Consider the following 19805-nt stretch of genomic DNA (forward strand, 5'->3'; position numbering starts at 1 on the left):
GCTGTCGAACCCTGGCGAGGCTAGGTGAAGCGCGGTATTAACGCGTTTTCAACTTCAATCGAGCACGGCGCTTCTTGGCTGAATGAAAATGCCGCCAATGTGCATCCTGCGCCGCCGCCAGCAACTCTCGATCGCCGCGTGTATCGCCCCAGGCCCGGAGTCGATAGTCCGCCAGATCTCCATACACCGCTTCAAGCCGCAGCACTTTGTTCTCGCAACGGCAGTTATTCCCGGTGAGACGTCCACTCAGCACACCGTCGACCACCTCCAGCTCGGTCCCGATCAACTTAATCCCAAGTCGATCGGCAAAAGGCTGCAATACAATCGCCGGCGAGGCTGAACACAACGTCACCTGCGCGCCAGAACCAAGCTCATCTGCCACCGACTGCAACCCGGCTGGCCGCATCAATTTGTTCCAATGGGTTTGGCAATACTCCGCGGCTTTCTGCTGAACCCAGGTCTTTTCGACGCCTGTCATAAAGGTACGAATCAACTGCGCCTTGAGCTCGTCACGGCTGATCTGGCGCACCAGAAAGCGCAAGCCGGGTAACGCCAGTTTCAGCATCCTGCGGTTGAATTCCTGCTTGCCGAAGGCGAACTTGAGGAACGGCACAAAACTGTCGTGGTGAGTCAGGGTACCGTCAAAGTCGAAGACTGAAAGTACCTTGGCATCCACTGGGCCGGCTTCTAGCATGTCTGGGGTCACGGGTTGGCCTCGGTCCTATCTACTATTTTTTTGGAATGCATGTGTTGTGACCGCAGGAATTTACTCCTGTATCAATCGCGTGATTGTCGAGTAAAGACCGGCGGTAAAAACATCCCGGTCACTCGACCGGTGACAACGCTGATGGCAATTGGGGCACAAGGCTACAGCATTGGTGATGCGATCCGAACCCTTATGGGCGAGGTGCTTGAGGTGATGGACTTCAAGACATGGCGGGCCGTCGACTACAAAGGGCGAATTTGAACCGCAGCCTGCGCAAATATGTCGTTGTGTTTTCCATAAAAAAACCCTGCGTGTAATCGCAGGGCTTTAATTGTTACGTGATTTTGAGACCATCAATCCCAGCTAAGCGCGCCACCGGTCTGATACTCAATCACCCGCGTCTCAAAGAAGTTCTTCTCTTTCTTCAAGTCCATGATTTCGCTCATCCATGGGAACGGGTTGGTGGTGCCTGGGTACTCTTCCTTCAAGCCGATCTGCGACAGACGACGGTTGGCGATGAACTTGAGGTAGTCCTCCATCATCGCCGCGTTCATGCCCAAGACGCCGCGCGGCATGGTGTCGCGGGCGTATTCGATTTCCAGTTGGGTCCCTTGCAGGATCATCTGGGTCGCTTCTTCTTTCATCTCGGCATCCCACAAGTGCGGGTTTTCGATTTTGATCTGGTTGATCACGTCGATACCGAAGTTCAGGTGCATCGACTCGTCGCGCAGGATGTACTGGAACTGTTCGGCGACGCCGGTCATTTTGTTGCGCCGGCCCATGGACAGGATCTGGGTGAAGCCGCAGTAGAAGAAGATGCCTTCGAGGACGCAGTAGTAGGCGACCAGGTTGCGCAGCAGCTCCTTGTCGGTGTCGACGGTGCCGGTTTCAAACTTCGGATCGGAGATCGAGCGGGTGTATTTCAGGCCCCAGGCGGCTTTTTTCGCGACCGACGGGATCTCGTGGTACATGTTGAAGATTTCGCCTTCATCCATGGCCAGGGATTCGATGCAGTACTGGTAGGCGTGGGTGTGGATCGCTTCCTCGAAGGCCTGGCGCAGGATGTACTGGCGGCACTCCGGGTTGGTGATCAGGCGGTACACGGCCAGCACCAGGTTGTTGGCGACCAGCGAGTCGGCGGTGGAGAAGAAGCCCAGGTTGCGCATGACGATGCGACGTTCGTCGTCGGTCAGGCCTTCGGGGTTTTTCCACAGCGCGATGTCGGCGGTCATGTTGACCTCTTGCGGCATCCAGTGGTTGGCGCAGCCGTCGAGGTATTTCTGCCAGGCCCAGTCGTACTTGAAGGGCACGAGTTGGTTGAGGTCGGCGCGGCAGTTGATCATGCGTTTTTCGTCAACCGCGACCCGGGCGGCGGCGCCTTCGAGCTCGGCGAGGCCTTCGGCGACGTCGAGCTTGTCGAGGGCGGCCTTGGCCCGAACGATGGCGGCGGAGTCACTGGCGGTGACGGCACGGGCTTCGAGGGCGGCGGCAGCGCCGGCTCCGTCGAGGCGATCCATGTTGGCTTCGGTGGCGTGGCCGGCGTTGGCGCCTTTAGTGGCTACTTCGCCTTCTTCTTCTTTGTCGAATTCGTCCCAGCTCAGCATGACATGTCGTCTCCTGCGTGAGGGCCAAAGGTGCCCGTGTGAAACCGCGTGGTTGGGTGTTCACACGGCCCAGAGGCCGCGGTGGATCTTTAAGGAATCGTTTGTTGCAACAGCTAGCGCAGGCATTAAACGGAATAGGGCTACGGGTGTTCTGCTTGAGGCTTGAGGGGCGGAGCGATGCTTGCTGGCTCCAGCGGGGCCTCAGGTCTGGCTCTGTGTCCCATGTAAAGGGATATTGCAGGCCCGATTTACCCGCGCATTATAGGGAAAAATTCGGCTTTGTGTTGCGGCAGATGGCCTCAGTCGAGGGGCAAAATGCCGCCTTTTCGAGCCGGAGCGCGAGTTTACAAGGGTTTGCCGGAGCAGGATTTTTTTGACGGGCGGTGAGGGCGCGCTGCGAATCAATATCGGACTACGGTTGTTGTGCTTGAACGGGGTGCCGAAGATCAAAATCAAAAGCACGGCGGCCTGGCAGCCGACCTGGTTTTTTGTGACCCTTCCCCGCCCTGCAGGAGCGAGGGGGACGCCTAGTTCTTGCTTGCGAGGAACGTTAATGAAGATGTGGGATAGCTGATACCCCGAGGCGCCCTCAGGTTTTTCGCGAGCAAGCTCGCTCCTACATCATTAGAAGGCGGCGTTGCTCTGCACTGGTTTTTGATCACCATTGCCATGGGGATCTTGCAGGTAGTCCCTGGCCGCAAGAACGATTTCTTGCGGCGTACAGCGCCAGGGCAAGTTTTAACTAACAACGTACTTAACCGTTGGAGCAACCATCACCCATGATTTTGTAATTGAGAATATGCCGCTGGCCTTGATGATCTTCATACTCCATGCGCGCCGGAACAACTTCACAGACATTCGGGATTGCACTCATGGACAGTACTTTAGCAATGTCCAAATGACTGGAGTAGGTGTACTCCTCGACAACGGCAGTCTGCTGGCTGGCGACGTCAGTCGGCATTTCGTCGGCCAAAGCCGCGCTAGCGCATACGCTGGTAAGGACCATTACCCATAAAGCTTTCATTTCTATCTTTATCTTTTTAGGCTCGAGTGGGAGCACGGGGCCCTTGTGAGGCCGCGTGTGTAACTTGATTGGAAAGTTCGGATTAACGTGCCTTCGTGGGGGCTGCAACTTGGTTAATCACGGTGCCTTGTTGGCGGAATTGATTTTAGGCGCCTGTGTTTTATTCATATACCCGTGCTTTTGATAAACACTATTGGCGGTTTTTGTAACAATCACCCCGGCCGAAGGTATTTTTACGCTGTGGAAAATCTCCGCAAGCCGCGGACCAGAGCGGCGCGCAGACAATGCAGGGTAATTTGTAGGGGCTTGTTACTACCATCGTCGAATGGTTCTATAGGTCCGCCCCGGCTACAAAAGGGCCATACAACAACAACTATTGTCACCGAGGTAAGAAAGATGAGTGCGGCTTCCCTGTACCCCGTTCGCCCCGAAGTAGCAGCCAACACGCTGACCGACGAGGCGACCTACAAGGCCATGTACCAGCAATCGGTGGTCAACCCCGATGGTTTCTGGCGTGAGCAAGCCAAGCGACTTGACTGGATCAAACCTTTCACCACGGTGAAGCAGACTTCGTTCGATGATCACCATGTCGACATCAAGTGGTTCGCTGATGGCACCTTGAACGTCTCCTACAACTGCCTGGATCGTCACCTCGCCGAGCGAGGCGATCAGGCCGCAATCATCTGGGAAGGCGATGACCCTTCCGAAAGCCGTACCATCACCTATCGCGAGCTGCATGAGCAAGTCTGCAAGTTCGCCAACGCCCTGCGTGGTCAGGATGTGCACCGCGGCGACGTGGTGACTATCTATATGCCGATGATTCCCGAAGCCGTGGTCGCGATGCTGGCCTGTACCCGGATCGGTGCGATTCATTCGGTGGTGTTTGGCGGATTTTTGCCAGAGGCGCTGGCCGGACGTATCATCGACTGCAAATCCAAAGTGGTGATCACCGCCGACGAAGGCATTCGGGCTGGTAAGAAAGTTGCGCTCAAAGCCAATGTTGACGACGCCCTGACCAACCCGGAAACCAGCAGCATCCAGAAAGTCATTGTGTGCAAGCGCACCAATGGCCAGATCAAGTGGAACCAGCACCGTGACATCTGGTACGAAGATCTGATGAAGGTCGCCGGTACCGTCTGTGCACCTAAAGAAATGGGCGCCGAAGAGGCACTGTTCATCCTGTATACCTCCGGCTCCACCGGTAAGCCGAAGGGTGTGCAGCACACCACGGGCGGTTACCTGTTGTACGCGGCCCTGACCCACGAGCGCGTGTTTGACTACCGCCCAGGGGAAATCTACTGGTGCACCGCCGACGTTGGTTGGGTCACTGGTCACACCTATATTGTCTACGGCCCGCTGGCCAATGGCGCGACCACGCTGCTGTTCGAAGGCGTACCGAACTACCCGGACATCACCCGGGTGGCGAAAATTGTCGACAAGCACAAGGTCAACATTCTCTACACCGCGCCAACCGCAATCCGCGCGATGATGGCTTCCGGCACCGCCGCCTGCGAAGGCGCTGACGGCAGCAGCTTGCGCCTGTTGGGTTCGGTGGGTGAGCCGATCAACCCGGAAGCGTGGGATTGGTATTACAAGAACGTCGGTCAATCCCGTTGCCCGATTGTCGATACCTGGTGGCAAACCGAGACTGGCGGCAACATGATGAGCCCGTTGCCGGGTGCTCATGCACTCAAGCCGGGTTCTGCGGCGCGGCCGTTCTTCGGCGTGGTGCCGGCGCTCGTGGATAACCTGGGCAACCTGATTGAAGGTGCAGCTGAAGGCAATCTGGTGATCCTCGATTCCTGGCCGGGTCAGGCGCGTACGCTGTTCGGCGACCACGATCGCTTCGTCGATACCTATTTCAAGACGTTCCGTGGCATGTATTTCACTGGCGACGGTGCGCGGCGTGACGAGGACGGCTACTACTGGATCACCGGCCGCGTGGACGATGTGTTGAACGTGTCCGGTCACCGTATGGGTACCGCTGAAATCGAAAGCGCCATGGTTGCTCACCCGAAAGTCGCGGAAGCGGCGGTGGTGGGTGTACCGCACGACATCAAAGGCCAGGGCATTTATGTCTACGTCACCCTGAAGAATGGCGAGGAGCCTAACGAAGCGCTGCGCCTGGAACTGAAAAACTGGGCGCGCAAGGAGATCGGGCCGATTGCTTCGCCGGATGTGATCCAGTGGGCGCCGGGTTTGCCGAAGACCCGTTCGGGGAAAATCATGCGCCGTATCCTGCGCAAGATTGCCACGGCCGAGTATGACGGGTTGGGCGATATCTCGACCTTGGCGGATCCAGGCGTAGTCGCGCATTTGATCGAAACGCACAAGACCATGAACGTCGCGTAAGGCGGGGAAGGTGGGACAGAGCCCCATTCGGTGTGAGCCGGGTGGGGCTTTTTTGTGCCGCACGCCGTCGGCGGTGGCTCAGGATCGATCGTTGTCGTGCGTCTGTAAAAGTTTTGGTTTTTGTTGGGGGCGATGGATCGAAGCCACCGTAAGCCTTGCCACCTCCGCTCAATGAAGTTTTTCGCTGGCCTTCGCCTCGATAGAACCGTTGCACATCTCGGCTTCCAAGCTGGTCATTGAAGGGCAACGGAAAATACGCTGAAGGAAGGACAAACTCATCACTTAAGGCGTCGGAAAACCCCGTCCAACTTTGTTCTCGCGACGGCAGGCCTAAGTTCGAAATATCTTGTAAGTTTTTTCGGAAGGTACCTACAAATACGTTTGAAATCGTTGTAATAGGATGGCTGGATTACCAGACGGAGGAAGGCGCATGGCTAATCACAGCTACATGACTATCGTCGGAAAGAAACAAGGTTTGATTTCCGCAGGTTGCTCCACTCAAGACTCTATTGGGAATAAGTGTCAAGCGGGCCATGAAGACGAAATTATGGTTTTGTCTTACTCTCATGATATGGCGGCTGGTAATGACGGAAGTACCTCGGGTGGCCGGGGTAAGCATATGCCAGTCGTTCTCACGAAAAATATTGATAAGTCTACGCCGTTGTTGGCCAGCGCTCTTCATGAGGGTGAAGAGATCGAGTGTAAAATCAATTTTTATCGCACTTCATCTGCAGGCTTTCACGAAAAATATTTTACTGTGATTTTAAGTGGCGCACGTATTGCCAATTTACGTGTCCAGGTGCCGCATGCCATTTATATGGGCGACGCGCAGCCACAGGAACTTATGGCTATAAGATATCGGGAGATTAGCTGGGCGCACCATCAAGCGAGTACAAGTGCTTATAGCTCTTGGGGTGGTGAAGGTGAGTGAGCAGTCGTGTGATATTAATGACGTCGTCAAGGCTGCCTCTGAACTGGTTGCTTTAGGGTGCACAATTGGCACTACGAGGCTCTATGATGGGATTGCTCAGCTTCAGTTCAGCTCAATCGTTTCCCGTTATGTGAATGAGGTTATAAGCGCGGTTAACGACGGAGTAATAAGTGCTTGGGAGGGCGTGCGCGAGATAAAGGCAGAGTATGCTGTCCTTTCCTCCCAAGCGCTTTTTTATGCACAACACGGTATCGGATTGGTTGCGGGCGGCATGCAGATTGAAGCAGGTGTTGCGATTACAGGCGCTTCATACGGCGTGGGAGCGCCGGTAGGTGCGTTTTTTTTCGCACATGGTGTAAATAATATGTATGAAGGAGGGATGAATATCTATAACGGTCCTGACGCCCCGGCGACACAAGGACCTACAAGGCGAGCCTACCAATTTTTTTTAGGAGATGATTATAAAGGGGATATAGCATATGGGGCTATCGACTTGGTTTTGTCGGCGGGAGGTATGATGCGGCCAATACGTAAGGCGGATTCAGTAGAGTTTTTCAGGCGTGACCCTTTGAATTATGAAGCTACCTACCAACAAGCCGGTAAATTGGCCCTGCTTTTCGAAGCCCTAGTTGATTCAATTACGATTAATGCTTTGGTTTCAGGGAAGGAATCTGAAATAGTAAGCCAGTGATGGTGTGATGTGGTCGCTCTCGCTACCACACTTTGCGTAATCTTGGCATGTAGAAGCGTAAACCGGCAAAGAAGATGATAGTGAACACAGTTGTACTGACGACCCAATAGGTTGCGCCTTCCAGCGGGAAGACTTTTGTTATGCCCCAGACGATAATCATTGTGTAGCCCATTGAACAGCCGATAAGGATCAATCCCAAGCTGACTAGATATTTGATCGTATACATGTTTGATGAGCGTCCTTTGCGATGAATCTGTAGAATAATATACCCCCTACTTATGGAGTAGGTGTAACGCCTGACACGGAAGGCCGAGAAATCTGCCGCAGGTAGAGCCTTTGTTCGTGGAACAAAGGCGCTCAAGCAGAAAACCAGGGCGATGGTTTTCATCAAGGCAAACGCTTGTCTAATCAGTCATCCCGTCCGCCATGCCTCCGCTTTGTTCAATATGCCCACTACGCTTGCGTACTCACGCTCGCAGTTCGCCACGGGTGACCTCGCCTGATGGCTGCGAAGAAATTCCAGCCCCACATTCTGATGTGTCCGAAGGGTGGGCGTCAGATGTGTCAAATCCTCGCTCAGCGCCGGATAGCAGTGTTGTCCTAGCGGTTCTACGGCTGCCGTCATATAGCGAGCAGCTCCGCTGCGCACGAGCCAGGGCGTGGAGTGGGCCCTCCTGACGTTCAGGCTAGAGGGCGCAACTGTTTTATCAAGGCAGATCTGAACAGAGATGTGATAAAGCTTACATTGGAAGGCACCGGGCTGAGCCGGATTACCCTACCCAAGAGCTCAATAAATATCGGTTTTTGCTGTAGGAGCCTTCTGAATGTTACCGAATAGTGAAAATGTGTAACCCTTTGCCTGAGCATGGGGCAAAGTGCTACGTCCATGCCCTTCAAACGCCCGTTTTAGGCGCCCCTGTAAATAAGATCAAACGCTATACTTGCCGTGCCAGAAGGGTTTGCGAATAATAGGCCCGCAATTTGCAACGGTAAAAGGTTTAGTGTCTTTTTTCTCTGCATAAAATCCAGAGACTGTCAATGTGTTGGAACCGCTTTCTTGGTGCTTCTGTAAATTGTTGTCGCATTGAGGAAATATCGGCTTCTGGCCTGTCGTTAGAATGCCGATCACTCGCTCGTCGTCGCTGGTCAGGACGCAGCAGCGTTATTCGGTTTCACTCAGTCGCATCGTGGGCCCTGGCTCATACTGCTGTTTTTGCCCTATACCGATGGAGTCCCAAGATGAAGAAACTCGTGCTGTTGGGCGCCCTGGCGCTGTCCGTACTGTCCATGCAGGCTTTCGCTGAAGAGAAACCCCTGAAAATTGGTATCGAAGCGGCTTACCCTCCGTTCGCCTCGAAGGCGCCGGACGGCAGTATCGTCGGTTTCGACTACGACATCGGCAACGCCTTGTGCGAAGAGATGAAAGTCAAGTGCACCTGGGTCGAGCAAGAGTTCGACGGTCTGATCCCGGCGTTGAAAGTGCGCAAGATCGACGCGATCCTGTCCTCCATGTCGATCACCGAAGACCGCAAGAAGTCCGTGGACTTCACCAACCGTTACTACCTGACGCCGGCACGCCTGGTAATGAAGGACGGTACGGCGGTCAGCGAAAGCCTGGATGAACTCAAAGGCAAGAAAATCGGCGTGCAGCGCGGTTCGATCCACGACCGTTTCGCCAAGGAAGTCCTGGCTCCGGAGGGCGCTACCGTTGTGCCTTACAGCTCGCAGAACGAAATCTACCTGGATATCAAATCGGGTCGCCTCGACGGCACCGTGGCCGACGCGACCCTGCTGCAGGAAGGTTTCCTCGATACGCCAGCCGGTAAAGGCTACGCGTTCACCGGTCCGTCCTTCACCGACGTCAAGTACTTCGGCGACGGCGTAGGCATTGCGGTGCGCAAAGGCGACCAGAAGAACCTCGACCGTATCAACGCCGCTATCGCCGCGATCCGTGCCAACGGTAAGTACAAGACTATCCAGGACAAGTACTTCAACTTCGATATTTACGGCGCTGACGCCAAGTAAGTCATCGCAGTTGTCTGTCCATAATGGCGCAAGCACCAGGATCTCTGACGTTTGCGCCATTTTTTCATCCGCCTTTTCGAGGACCTGAATCATGTTGAAAGGCTACGGGGCCGTTATCCTCGATGGCGCATGGTTGACGCTTCAGCTCGCCTTGTCGTCCATGGCCTTGGCCATTGTTCTGGGTCTGATTGGGGTCGCACTACGCCTGTCGCCGGTGCGCTGGTTGGCCTGGCTGGGCGACTTGTACTCCACGGTGATCCGCGGGATCCCCGACCTGGTACTGATCCTGCTGATTTTCTACGGTGGTCAGGACCTGCTCAACCGCGTCGCGCCGCTACTGGGCTACGACGACTATATTGACTTGAACCCCTTGGCCGCCGGTATCGGCACCCTGGGTTTCATCTTCGGCGCCTACCTTTCGGAAACCTTCCGGGGCGCCTTCATGGCTATCCCCAAAGGTCAGGCGGAGGCGGGCATGGCGTATGGCATGAGTCCGTTCCAGGTGTTCTTCCGGGTGATGGTGCCGCAAATGATCCGGCTGGCGATCCCTGGCTTCACCAACAACTGGCTGGTGTTGACCAAGGCGACCGCGTTGATTTCCGTGGTGGGCCTGCAAGACATGATGTTCAAGGCCAAGCAGGCGGCAGACGCCACCCGCGAACCTTTTACCTTCTTCCTCGCAGTGGCGGCGATGTACCTGGTGATCACCAGCGTTTCGTTGCTGGCCCTGCGTTACCTTGAGAAGCGCTACTCGGTTGGCGTAAAGGCGGCTGATCTATGATCTTCGACTACAACGTCATCTGGGAGGCCTTGCCGCTGTATTTCGGCGGTTTGCTGACCACCCTGAAATTGCTGCTGATTTCGCTGTTCTTCGGCTTGCTCGCCGCTTTGCCCCTGGGGTTGATGCGTGTGTCCAAGCAGCCGGTGATCAACGGCGCGGCCTGGCTCTACACCTATGTGATTCGCGGTACACCGATGCTGGTGCAACTGTTCCTGATCTACTACGGCCTGGCCCAGTTCGAAGCGGTGCGCGAGAGTTTCCTGTGGCCGTGGCTGTCCAGTGCGACCTTCTGCGCCTGCCTCGCGTTTGCCATCAACACCAGCGCCTACACCGCCGAGATCATTGCCGGTAGCCTCAAGGCCACGCCGAATGGCGAGATCGAAGCGGCCAAGGCCATGGGAATGTCGCGCTACAAGTTGTACAGCCGGATCCTGCTGCCCTCGGCCCTGCGCCGGGCACTGCCGCAGTACAGCAACGAAGTGATCATGATGCTGCAGACCACCAGCCTGGCTTCTATCGTGACCCTGATCGATATTACGGGAGCCGCCCGCACTGTGAACGCGCAGTACTATTTGCCGTTTGAAGCCTATATCACCGCGGGTGTCTTCTACTTGTGCCTGACCTTCATTCTGGTGCGCCTGTTCAAGTTGGCCGAGCGCCGCTGGCTGAGCTACCTGGCTCCTCGGAAGCACTGATATGGAACGTATCGATCACGTGTTGCCTTGGGGGCATTTGGGCTGCGAGCGCCAGCTGACGGTGTTCCGTTTCGGCGGCGGCGAGCGCAAGGCCTATATCCAGGCCAGTCTGCACGCCGATGAATTGCCGGGGATGCGCGCCGCCTGGGAGCTGAAAAAGCGCCTGAGCGAACTCGAACAGCAAGGCGCCCTCAACGGTGTGATAGAACTGGTGCCGGTGGCCAATCCGATGGGCCTCGGCCAGTTGCTGCAAGGTGCTCACCAAGGGCGCTTTGAAGTCGGCAGCGGCAAGAATTTCAACCGCGATTTCGTCGAGTTGAGTGAGCCGGTGGCCGCACGCCTCCAGGGCGAACTGGGGGATGATCCTCGCGCCAACGTGCGCTTGATTCGCCAGGCGATGGCCGAGGTACTCAATGCCTTGCCGCCGGCTGCCAGCCAGCTGCAAGGCATGCAGCGGCTGTTGCTGAGTCACGCTTGCGATGCTGATGTGGTGCTGGACCTGCATTGCGACGCCGAAGCTGCGTTGCACATGTACGCTTTGCCTCAGCACTGGCCGCAATGGCGTTCACTGTCGGCGCACCTGAACGTGAAGGTCGGCTTGCTGGCGGAAGACTCCGGCGGCAGCTCCTTTGACGAAGCCTGTTCGCTGCCGTGGTTGCGTCTGTCGCGTGCATTCCCCGAGGCGCAGATTCCCCTGGCGTGTCTGGCGACGACGTTGGAGTTGGGTGGTCAGGCCGATACCGGGCGCGACGAGGCGATTTTTCACGCTGAAGGCATTCTGGCGTTTCTCGCTGAACAAGGCCTGATCCGTGGCGAGTGGCCCGCCGCGCAATTTGAACCCTGCGAAGGCGTGCCGTTTGAAGGCACCGAGTTGCTGTTCGCGCCCCATGCCGGCGTGATCAGCTATCTGCGTAAAGCCGGTGACTGGGTGGAAGCGGGCGAGCCGCTATTTGAAGTCATTGATCCCTTGACCGACCGCGCCAGCACTGTTTGCGCGGGCACGTCCGGGGTGTTGTTTGCCGTTGAACGGCTACGTTATGCCCAAGCGGGTTTCTGGCTGGCCAAGGTGGCGGGGCGCGAAGCGCTGCGTCACGGGCGCTTGCTCAACGACTGACCAACTGTTTTTGTGAGAACCGACCGCATGTACAAACTTGAAGTCCAAGACCTGCATAAACGCTATGGCAGTCATGAAGTGCTCAAAGGTGTTTCCCTGGCCGCCGCGGCGGGTGATGTGATCAGCATCATCGGTTCCAGTGGTTCAGGTAAAAGTACCTTTTGCGCTGTATCAACCTGCTGGAGCAACCTCACGCCGGCAAGGTTCTGCTCAACAACGAAGAGTTGAAACTGGTGGCCGGCAAAGACGGCGCCATGAAGGCTGCCGACCCGAAACAACTGCAGCGCATGCGTTCGCGGCTGTCGATGGTGTTCCAGCATTTCAACCTGTGGTCGCACATGACCGCGCTGGAAAATGTCATGGAGGCGCCGGTGCATGTACTCGGTGTTTCGAAAAAGGAAGCCCGCGAAAAGGCCGAGCACTACTTGGCCAAAGTTGGCGTGGGGCATCGCCAGGATGCGTTCCCCGGCCACATGTCCGGTGGCGAACAACAGCGCGTAGCGATTGCCCGGGCGCTGGCGATGGAGCCTGAAGTGATGCTGTTCGACGAGCCCACCTCGGCTCTCGATCCCGAGCTGGTGGGCGACGTATTGAAAGTCATGCAGGACCTGGCCCAGGAAGGTCGGACCATGGTGGTGGTGACGCACGAAATGGGGTTTGCCCGCGAAGTATCCAACCAGTTGGTGTTCCTGCACAAAGGCATCGTCGAAGAACGTGGCAACCCGCGAGAAGTGCTGGTCAACCCGCAGTCCGAACGGTTGCAGCAGTTCTTGTCCGGTAGCTTGAAATAATAACGGCCGCTACTCACCCCCTGTAGGAGCGAGCTTGCTCGCGAAGATCGTCAACGATAACGCGGAATGCCTGACACGCCCTTGGCGTTCTCAGGTTTTTCGCGAGCAAGCTCGCTCCTACAGGTGGGACGGTCTTCATTGTTTTTGAGATTTGTGTTGGTTTACGGGCTAGCATTGGCCTTTGTCTTTATTACTGTTACTCGTTTCGGATAGCCCTCCATGACCGCCCATCGAATTGGTTTCCTGATTTGGCCCAGCACTAAAGCACTGACGCTTGCGCTGGCTGAGGAGGCCTTGCGGGTTGCCCAGCGGGTGCATCCGGACGTGGTTTACGAGGTATCGTTTCTGCAGGCCGAGCCGCCGGTCGAAGGTGACTGGAAATTACCCGGCGAACCCTGGGCCGGCAAGCTTGAAGGCTTCCAGAAGTTGTTCTTGCTGGCCGACGAGCCGCCGACCGTCATTGCCTCGCCACTCAGTACGGCACTCAAACAGCTTGTCCGTGCGGGCTGCGTGATTGGTGGGTTGTCGGCGGGTGTTTATCCGTTGGCGCAGTTGGGGTTGCTTGACGGTTATCGGGCGGCCGTGCACTGGCGTTGGCAGGATGATTTTGCCGAGCGCTTTCCCAAGGTCATCGCCACCAGCCATTTGTTTGACTGGGATCGTGATCGCCTGACTGCCTGCGGTGGCATGTCGGTACTCGATCTGCTGCTGGCGGTGCTGGCGCGTGATCACGGCGCCGAACTGGCCGGTGCGGTATCGGAAGAATTGGTGGTAGAACGCATCCGCGAAGGCGGCGAGCGCCAGCGTATTCCGCTGCAAAACCGCCTGGGCTCGAGCCATCCCAAGCTGATCCAGGCGGTGTTGCTGATGGAAGCGAATATCGAAGAGCCGTTGACCACCGATGAAATCGCTCAGCATGTCTGCGTGTCGCGACGACAACTGGAGCGGATTTTCAAGCAATACCTCAATCGCGTTCCCAGCCAGTATTACCTGGAGTTGCGCCTGAACAAGGCACGGCAGATGTTGATGCAAACCAGCAAGTCGATCATCCAGATCGGCCTGTCATGCGGCTTCTCCTCGGGGCCGCACTTCTCCAGCGCCTACCGCAATTTCTTCGGTGCCACGCCGCGCGAAGACCGCAACCAGCGTCGCAGCAGCAGCCCGTTCGAACTGTCTTCGGTGCCGTCCGAACGGGGCTGATCGGCCTTATTCCTCCTGGGGTTGCGGGACCGGCACCGGCAACGGATTACCCTGTTCGTCGCGTGCCGCTTCAGGCACCTGGAAGTCCTGCCCGGTGCGTTGGTAGTACGTCCTGAGATGCCGCAGGCTTTGCGCCGACAGCGGGTTGCCACTCAGATCGCATTCATCGAGGAACGTCGGGATCATTTCCAGCAGGTCGGACGGGATCGTCGAGATCTGGTTGTTGCCCAGGTCCAGAATGTGCAAGCGGGCGAGCTGAAATGCCCCTCGCGGCACCGCGCTAATCTGGGCGTCACGCAGTTGCAGCGCCAGCAGGTTGTTCAGGCCGCTGATATCGGGGGCCAGGCTCAGCGGGTTATTGTTCATCCTGAGAAACTCCAGTGCACTCAGCTCCGATACGGTGCGTGCGGTATCGGCGGTCAGGGTAATCGCGCAATGGCTCAAGTCGAGGTAGGTGAGCTTGGGCAGCTTGAACAGCGCACGCGGTAGTGAACGCAGGTAACAATGCCGCAGTTTCAGCGTCTGTAGGTTGGGGAAACAGTCCAGCGTGGCGTCAACCGCGGTGGTGGTGCCGTCGCCGGTGAAATCGAACAGCGAAATATGCTCAAAACGTGCATTTATGCGCGGCAGTTCGCCCATGAGCGTGAGATCGACCGTCAAGCGATAGGTGATGTCTTCGCCCGGGCTGCGAATGTCCTCTTCGCTTTCGCGGCGCCATGCCTGTTCCAGCAAGCGCTTGAAATCGCGACGGCGCAATTGCTCCTCTACGCGCGAGGGCTCATCCAGCGGCACATCCAGGACCGGGTGTCGGTCGGGCACGCTGAGCACCCATTGCTGCAGGTCAGCTCCCAACTGTTGGTACTCGGCCTCGAGACGCGCCAGGTAGGTGGTGACCTCGGCCATGTCTCCCGGCAGGTTGAAGATAAAGCGGTCGACCGCATTATCCGCCAGGCGCGGGTAGAGGGCTTTGACTCTGTCCCGTTCTGCGCGGGGGGCTTGGGCGTTGAAGAATTCGCCCATGTTCTGGCAGTAGATTTTGATCCGCTCCAGGGTCTGGGGGGACAGCGGATTGGCACTGAGATCGAAGAGCTGGGTGAGCGTCGGCGGCAAGCTGAAGCTGAAAGCCGGCAGCTCCTCGATGGCGTTGTGGCTCAGGTTGACCGCGACAGGTCGGTCCTCGATCAGCAGGCCTTCGGGGACTTCGCGCAGGCCGGTGTCCTGCAGGGAAACATGACTCAAGTTGTCCAGGCCGCGAAAATCCGGAACGCGCCCCAGCGGGTTGTGGCTCAGGTCCAGATGGTCGAGGTTGCTCATGTTGCCCAGCGCCGCCTGGCTGGTTTCGGACAAGCTAATCATGCAGTTGGGCAGGCTCAGGTCGGTGAGTTTCGGCAAGTCGAATATTGCGCCGGGAATATCCCCCAGGCGTGCCTGTTCGATGGTCAGCGTATCCAGCTCGGCAAAGCTCCTGAGAAAGGCTCCCGGTTGCAGTGCGAGACCGTTGCCGTCGAGCTTCAGGTAAGTGATGTGCTTGAACTGCGCACTCATTGCCGGCAGCTCGCCGGCCAGCGCCGAAGACAGCGTCAACGCATGGATGAAATTCCCGTCGGGTGCGGTCTCACGGCGCCAGCTGCGTTCCAGTCGTTGCTGGACCGCCTGACGCCTGGCCCGTTCGAGTTCGGCGAGCGTGGTGTCGGATGTCCAGGCCCCCAACTCTTGCTGCAGGGTTTCCAATTCGTTCGCCAGGCGGGCCAGTTCGCGCCGGCCGGCCTCGATATCACCGGGCAGGCTGAAGATGAACTGGTTGATGTCCTGATGGCTCAGGGAGGGGAACAGCAGGTGCGCGTCTCGCTGGTCGACCGGCGCCGCGTCCACGATCCAATAGGTTTTGTGGCGCTGGTAGTATGCTTTGAAACGCTCGAGTGTCGCGCGCGAAAGCGGATTGCCGGTGAGGTCGAAGCGCTCGCTGGCGGACGGCGGCAATTCGAACAGTGCTGTCGGCAGCTCGCTAAGACGGTTGTCGCCCAAAAATACGCTTTCCAGCGTCGGTAGCTGCAGCAGGCCGGCGGGCCACTGGTCAATCCCGGTCTCCGACAGGTCCAGGTCTTCCAGGCTGGTCATGGTTCGAATATCGGGCGCTCGGCCCAACGGATTCTGGTGCAGGTTCAGGCTTTCCAGACGATTCATCGCCACCAGACGCGCCTCGCTCTCGGCAGTGAGAACGATCTGGCAGTTGTCTAGGCTCAAGGTGCGCAGGTTGAGCATGTCGCTGAGCGGCGGCGGCAATTCGCCGAGGGCAATCTCACGGACCTCCAGGTGGCGCAGCATGGGGAAGTGCTCGAGAAAATGCGTCACCCCCTGAGTGCCATCGACACCCGTCAGCGTCAGCAGCGACACATGCGGGAACTCGCTGTCCAGGAGCGGCAGCTCACCGAGGATCGGCCAGTCCAGTTTCAGCACCACGCCGTCGCGTGCGGGGTCGTTGTAGTAGTTGTCGATCTCGGTTTCCTGGCGCCAGCACCCTTTGAGGCGCGCGGCGAAATGGCGGCGATTCTGGCGTTGATATTGGCGCTGGCGGCGGGTGAGCGGGATGCCGCTGACGGGATGGTTGGCCGGGACATCGTCTTGCCAGGTATACAGGATCGTCTCCAGTTGCTGGTAGTCGCTCTCCAGTGTGGCAATCGCGACGAGGGCGCCGCCGGGCTGCTGTTGCAGGTTGTCGATCAACTGCTGCACCTGTTCGTCCCTGAGTACCGGAAACAGCGCGCGGGTTCGCTGTTGCAACGTCAGCAGTGGGGGCGGGGACTCAAGCTCGCCAACATAGCCTTCGCTGTTGCCCAGCAGGCGCAGCGTTTCCACGCGCACTCCCTGAGGTGTCGGCTCGTTGAGCAGGACGCGCAACTCTTCGCGTTGCAGTGGGCGCTTGACCAGGCGCTCTTTAAGCACAGGCCCGTCATGAATGCCGATGTTCAGCGCATCCCGCTGGGCATCCGGCAGGGCGTGCAGGATAGCGGTATACAGATCGGTTTGCCCCGACAATGCGTCGCTCGCATCGTGGGGTATATAACGACCTGAATCGAGGCGTACCAAGGTGCGTCGAATCGGCGCGTCAGCCGGACCGATGGTGTTCCAGAGCTCACCGTCGAAGCTGCGGTGCCTGGCTTCAAGCAGGACCTGGTCCGACCAGCCGGGCAGCAATTTCAGCGAGTTGAGCGCCAGCCGATCGGTATCGATGTTGCTTTGCGAGGCCATGTGCTGGCCTTCATACGCACGATTGACGCGTACTTCATCGAGAGCGGCGCGTGCCAGGTCAACCAGGCGTGACGGCGTGTGGCCCTGGTCCAATATCTCCAGTTCCTCGCCGCTGGCATGTTCGAGCAAGGTCTCGGCCACGCTGACGGGCAGGCCTGGCGCTTTCTGCAGGATTTGCTGGGTCGGGGGCGTGGGGTCAGGCAGTGAGCCGTAGCGGGAGTCGAACAAGGCGGTGCGGTGACGTTCGGCCGTTTCCGCCAGCTTTTTGCGCAGGTTGTGGGCGCGGGTTTCCAGGCTCAGTTCGGGGTCGCCGAGGCGTTCTGTGAACAGCTCGCGGATTTCATCCGGGCTGAGGGACTGCAGAAAGGACTTGAGCAGTTCGCCATTTTGCAGTTGGGTTTCGAGGATCTGCACGGCGGGTTGATTCGGGTCGCCGAAGGTCCAGGTTACCTGTCCCTTTTCATCGAGAAACTGCAGCGATCGGGTAGGTGGCCACACGTCCTGGGTTGTCAGCAGTTGCAGCAGGGCCTGCGGCTCGATGCGTGGGTATACCGCCGAATCGTCGCTGCGCAGGTTGTCGATCAGTTGCTGCAGGCTGCGGTCGATGCGCAGGCGCACCAGGGTGTCCTCAAGCAGCGGCGGCATGGGCTGGCTGTTGACGTGCATCTTGCGCAGGGCGTCTTCTTCCGTCCCGCTGATGCGCAGGGCCAACTCGCGGTCCGCCGCACTCAGGCCCCGCACTTTGTGCCCCAGGCGGTGCAGCAGGGTGGGGCGGTCCCAATGCAGAGGGTGCTCCAGCTCGGTATGCCAGGCGCCGGCACCATTGTGGCGAACCGTGGGCCTGTAAGCGTCGGGGCGGGTCGGGTGTTTAATGCGGTAGTGCTCGCTGCCTTCGGCTTTTTCCAGCGCATACAACTGGCCTTCCAGGGCCAGCACCGGTTCGCCCTGCAGGCTGTGCAGACCCTGCGCGTCGACGCGCGCGTGTGGCGGCAAGGTGCCGGGATGCCGGTACGGGGTGAGGTCGGGTTTCCAGTAGCGCTTATTGCCGTTGGCCAGTGTCACTGGTTTGAATCGGTCGAAAAATGCGACCACATCCGCCGGCAGGAGCTTGCGCAACTCGGTCACGGCAATTTTGCCGCCGACGGCAAACGTCCCCAGTTGGACCAGTGACTGGAGAACACCCATCAGGTGGGTAAAGGCTTCTCGCGCCTCGCCCTCGGCCCAGTCGATCACCCCTTCGAACACTTCATCGAGCAACTGATAGGCCATATAACCCAGCATCAATTCACCCAGCCCAGGCACCAGCGGGGTTGCCACCAGCAGCACTGCGTTGAGGATGGATGAGGCGACCTCGACGAAAGAATCCCACAGCGCCCAACGTGCCTTGCGGTCGGCACTGGCGGTGGATACGGCTTGGGTGCGGGCGTCATTCAGCAGTTTGTTGAGCGCCTGCTGGTAGAGGTGCTGCCACAGATCGGCCTCGACAGCCGTGGCGAGGAACTGCAGCTTGGGGTTTTCGATGGGTTCCTGGCGCCAAGGCGCGAGGTTACTGTCCCGGGTCGGGGGATGCCAGGTGATGTGGGACAGACGCTGGTTCAACTGCCCGAAAAACACGCCGCGATGTTCGTGGGCGACGAAGCGACTGAAAAACGCCTGATAATCCTCGCTACGCAGTTGTCGCACCAGTTCCTTCTGAAAGGCTATCGAGGAGGAGTAGCCCTTGAGCGGGTGCTCGGGATCATCGGGCACGTAAACCACCATGCGCTGTACCCTGTTTGATTGATCGAGGTCGGCGGCGAACACCAGGATGCCGCTGAGCGGTGTTTCCATCAGACTCAGGTCATGGCCTTTCAGAGCGAGGTCACTGCGGCCCGCGATCACCGCTTCGATCAACTGCACATCCGCGGGCTGGATGTCCTTTTGCAGCTGTGCCACTTGTAACGCCACCCGCAGCGCGGCTTTCTGGCTGGCGCTGACTTTTTGCTGCAACGCGGCGGCGACTGCCGGTTCGTCCATGCCCAGTTGAGTGCGCAAATAGCTCGTGTAACGGGCGCCGATGTCGAGGTCGCGGCACAAGCGGGTAAAGACGGTGATGGGCAGGGCTTGCCGGATGGCGGGCAAGGACTGGAATTGGCCGGTGGCCGAAGGTTGGGTGATATAGGTGGAGGCTGGCTCGTAGGCGTCTTTCGCGGTTTCCTGATACTCAAAGTTGTAAAGGGCTGCGTCCAACAGGGAAACCTTCCGGGTGCGCGCACCGCCGGAAGGGAGGGTAAGCCAGGGAAGATTTTGCGGGATATACAGGTGCAGATAGACGGACTCGCTGTCCAGGCGCAGGCCAAAGCGGGTGAGCAGTGCGTCTTCAAGGATCGGTTTGGCGAAGGCTTTGGCGTCTTGCAGGTTTTGCAGCGCACTGTCGACACTGTTCAGCGCATGCCAATGTTCGGCGTTCAGTTGATTGAGTCGGGCCCGTTGGGCGGCAGGGGCTTGTAGCAGTGGGCCGGACAGCAACGGTTTGGCGTCTTTCAGCGCCTGGTGACGATGGGGCGCAGCTTGGCCTAGCCACGCGGGCAGGTTCAAGAGGGGGGCGTAGGGCTGTGTATCCATGGGTTAATCTCCAGCGGTAGACAAAGGAGATCAGTTAA

Annotated in this window: 13 protein-coding genes and 2 pseudogenes; 9 read left to right on the forward strand and 6 right to left on the reverse strand. The window is 58.1% G+C overall.

Translation table 11 applies throughout. The features are described from left to right. Positions 1-37: 37 nt before the first annotated feature. The 4 genes and pseudogenes from BLU75_RS02940 to BLU75_RS02955 all read right to left on the reverse strand — a co-directional run bounded on the left by BLU75_RS02940 (position 38) and on the right by BLU75_RS02955 (position 3334). Positions 38-694, reverse strand: coding sequence for an HAD-IB family hydrolase (locus BLU75_RS02940; protein ID WP_084381020.1), 657 nt, complete (start codon positions 692-694; stop codon positions 38-40). Positions 695-766: 72 nt separating this feature from the next. Further along, positions 767-985 (reverse strand): annotated as a pseudogene (locus tag BLU75_RS02945) (HNH endonuclease); the annotation flags it as partial. 74 nt (positions 986-1059) lie between these two features. Continuing rightward, positions 1060-2310, reverse strand: a complete 1251-nt coding sequence (locus BLU75_RS02950) for a ribonucleotide-diphosphate reductase subunit beta (protein ID WP_090221367.1) — start codon at positions 2308-2310, stop codon at positions 1060-1062. 754 nt (positions 2311-3064) lie between these two features. Next, positions 3065-3334, reverse strand: a complete 270-nt coding sequence (locus tag BLU75_RS02955) for a DUF2790 domain-containing protein (RefSeq protein ID WP_084379503.1) — start codon at positions 3332-3334, stop codon at positions 3065-3067. A gap of 396 nt (positions 3335-3730) precedes the next feature. Here BLU75_RS02955 and acs point away from each other — a divergent pair, with 396 nt between their 5' ends. From acs to BLU75_RS02970, 3 genes are all read left to right on the forward strand, one after another. Further along, on the forward strand, positions 3731-5686 hold the full coding sequence (gene acs, locus BLU75_RS02960) for an acetate--CoA ligase (protein WP_090221368.1): 1956 nt from the start codon (positions 3731-3733) through the stop codon (positions 5684-5686). Positions 5687-6116: 430 nt separating this feature from the next. Further along, positions 6117-6617 carry an Hcp family type VI secretion system effector gene (locus BLU75_RS02965; protein WP_084379501.1) on the forward strand — a complete coding sequence of 167 codons (501 nt, stop codon included), beginning with the start codon at positions 6117-6119 and terminating at the stop codon, positions 6615-6617. After that, positions 6610-7308: a DUF4225 domain-containing protein gene (locus tag BLU75_RS02970; RefSeq protein ID WP_231982606.1), complete on the forward strand. Its 699-nt coding sequence runs from the start codon at positions 6610-6612 to the stop codon at positions 7306-7308. The genes BLU75_RS02965 and BLU75_RS02970 overlap by 8 nt, the downstream gene beginning before the upstream one ends. A gap of 22 nt (positions 7309-7330) precedes the next feature. Here the strand turns inward: BLU75_RS02970 and BLU75_RS27135 are convergent, their stop codons facing one another. Then, complete coding sequence (locus tag BLU75_RS27135; RefSeq protein WP_130909349.1) at positions 7331-7696, reverse strand: hypothetical protein; 366 nt, start codon at positions 7694-7696, stop codon at positions 7331-7333. A gap of 851 nt (positions 7697-8547) precedes the next feature. Between BLU75_RS27135 and BLU75_RS02980 the strand changes: the two genes are divergently transcribed. The 6 genes and pseudogenes from BLU75_RS02980 (at position 8548) to BLU75_RS03005 (ending at position 13914) form a co-directional block, all read left to right on the forward strand. Continuing rightward, positions 8548-9333, forward strand: a complete 786-nt coding sequence (locus tag BLU75_RS02980; RefSeq protein ID WP_084379498.1) for an ABC transporter substrate-binding protein — start codon at positions 8548-8550, stop codon at positions 9331-9333. 91 nt (positions 9334-9424) lie between these two features. Beyond that, positions 9425-10114: an ABC transporter permease gene (locus BLU75_RS02985; protein ID WP_029294434.1), complete on the forward strand. Its 690-nt coding sequence runs from the start codon at positions 9425-9427 to the stop codon at positions 10112-10114. Then, positions 10111-10809 carry an ABC transporter permease gene (locus tag BLU75_RS02990; protein ID WP_084379497.1) on the forward strand — a complete coding sequence of 233 codons (699 nt, stop codon included), beginning with the start codon at positions 10111-10113 and terminating at the stop codon, positions 10807-10809. The genes BLU75_RS02985 and BLU75_RS02990 overlap by 4 nt, the downstream gene beginning before the upstream one ends. Before the next feature lies 1 nt (position 10810). Further along, positions 10811-11923 carry a succinylglutamate desuccinylase/aspartoacylase family protein gene (locus tag BLU75_RS02995; protein ID WP_084379496.1) on the forward strand — a complete coding sequence of 371 codons (1113 nt, stop codon included), beginning with the start codon at positions 10811-10813 and terminating at the stop codon, positions 11921-11923. Positions 11924-11950: 27 nt separating this feature from the next. Further along, positions 11951-12714 (forward strand): annotated as a pseudogene (locus BLU75_RS03000) (ABC transporter ATP-binding protein). A 219-nt stretch (positions 12715-12933) separates the two neighbouring features. Further along, complete coding sequence (locus BLU75_RS03005) at positions 12934-13914, forward strand: GlxA family transcriptional regulator (RefSeq protein WP_084379495.1); 981 nt, start codon at positions 12934-12936, stop codon at positions 13912-13914. Between the two features lie 6 nt (positions 13915-13920). Here the strand turns inward: BLU75_RS03005 and BLU75_RS03010 are convergent, their stop codons facing one another. Next, entirely contained in the window at positions 13921-19767 is a 5847-nt protein-coding gene (locus tag BLU75_RS03010; RefSeq protein ID WP_084379494.1) for a dermonecrotic toxin domain-containing protein, read from the reverse strand. Positions 19768-19805: the final 38 nt, after the last annotated feature.

Source organism: Pseudomonas mucidolens, from assembly GCF_900106045.1.
In the GTDB taxonomy this organism is placed as follows: Bacteria; Pseudomonadota; Gammaproteobacteria; order Pseudomonadales; family Pseudomonadaceae; genus Aquipseudomonas; species Aquipseudomonas mucidolens.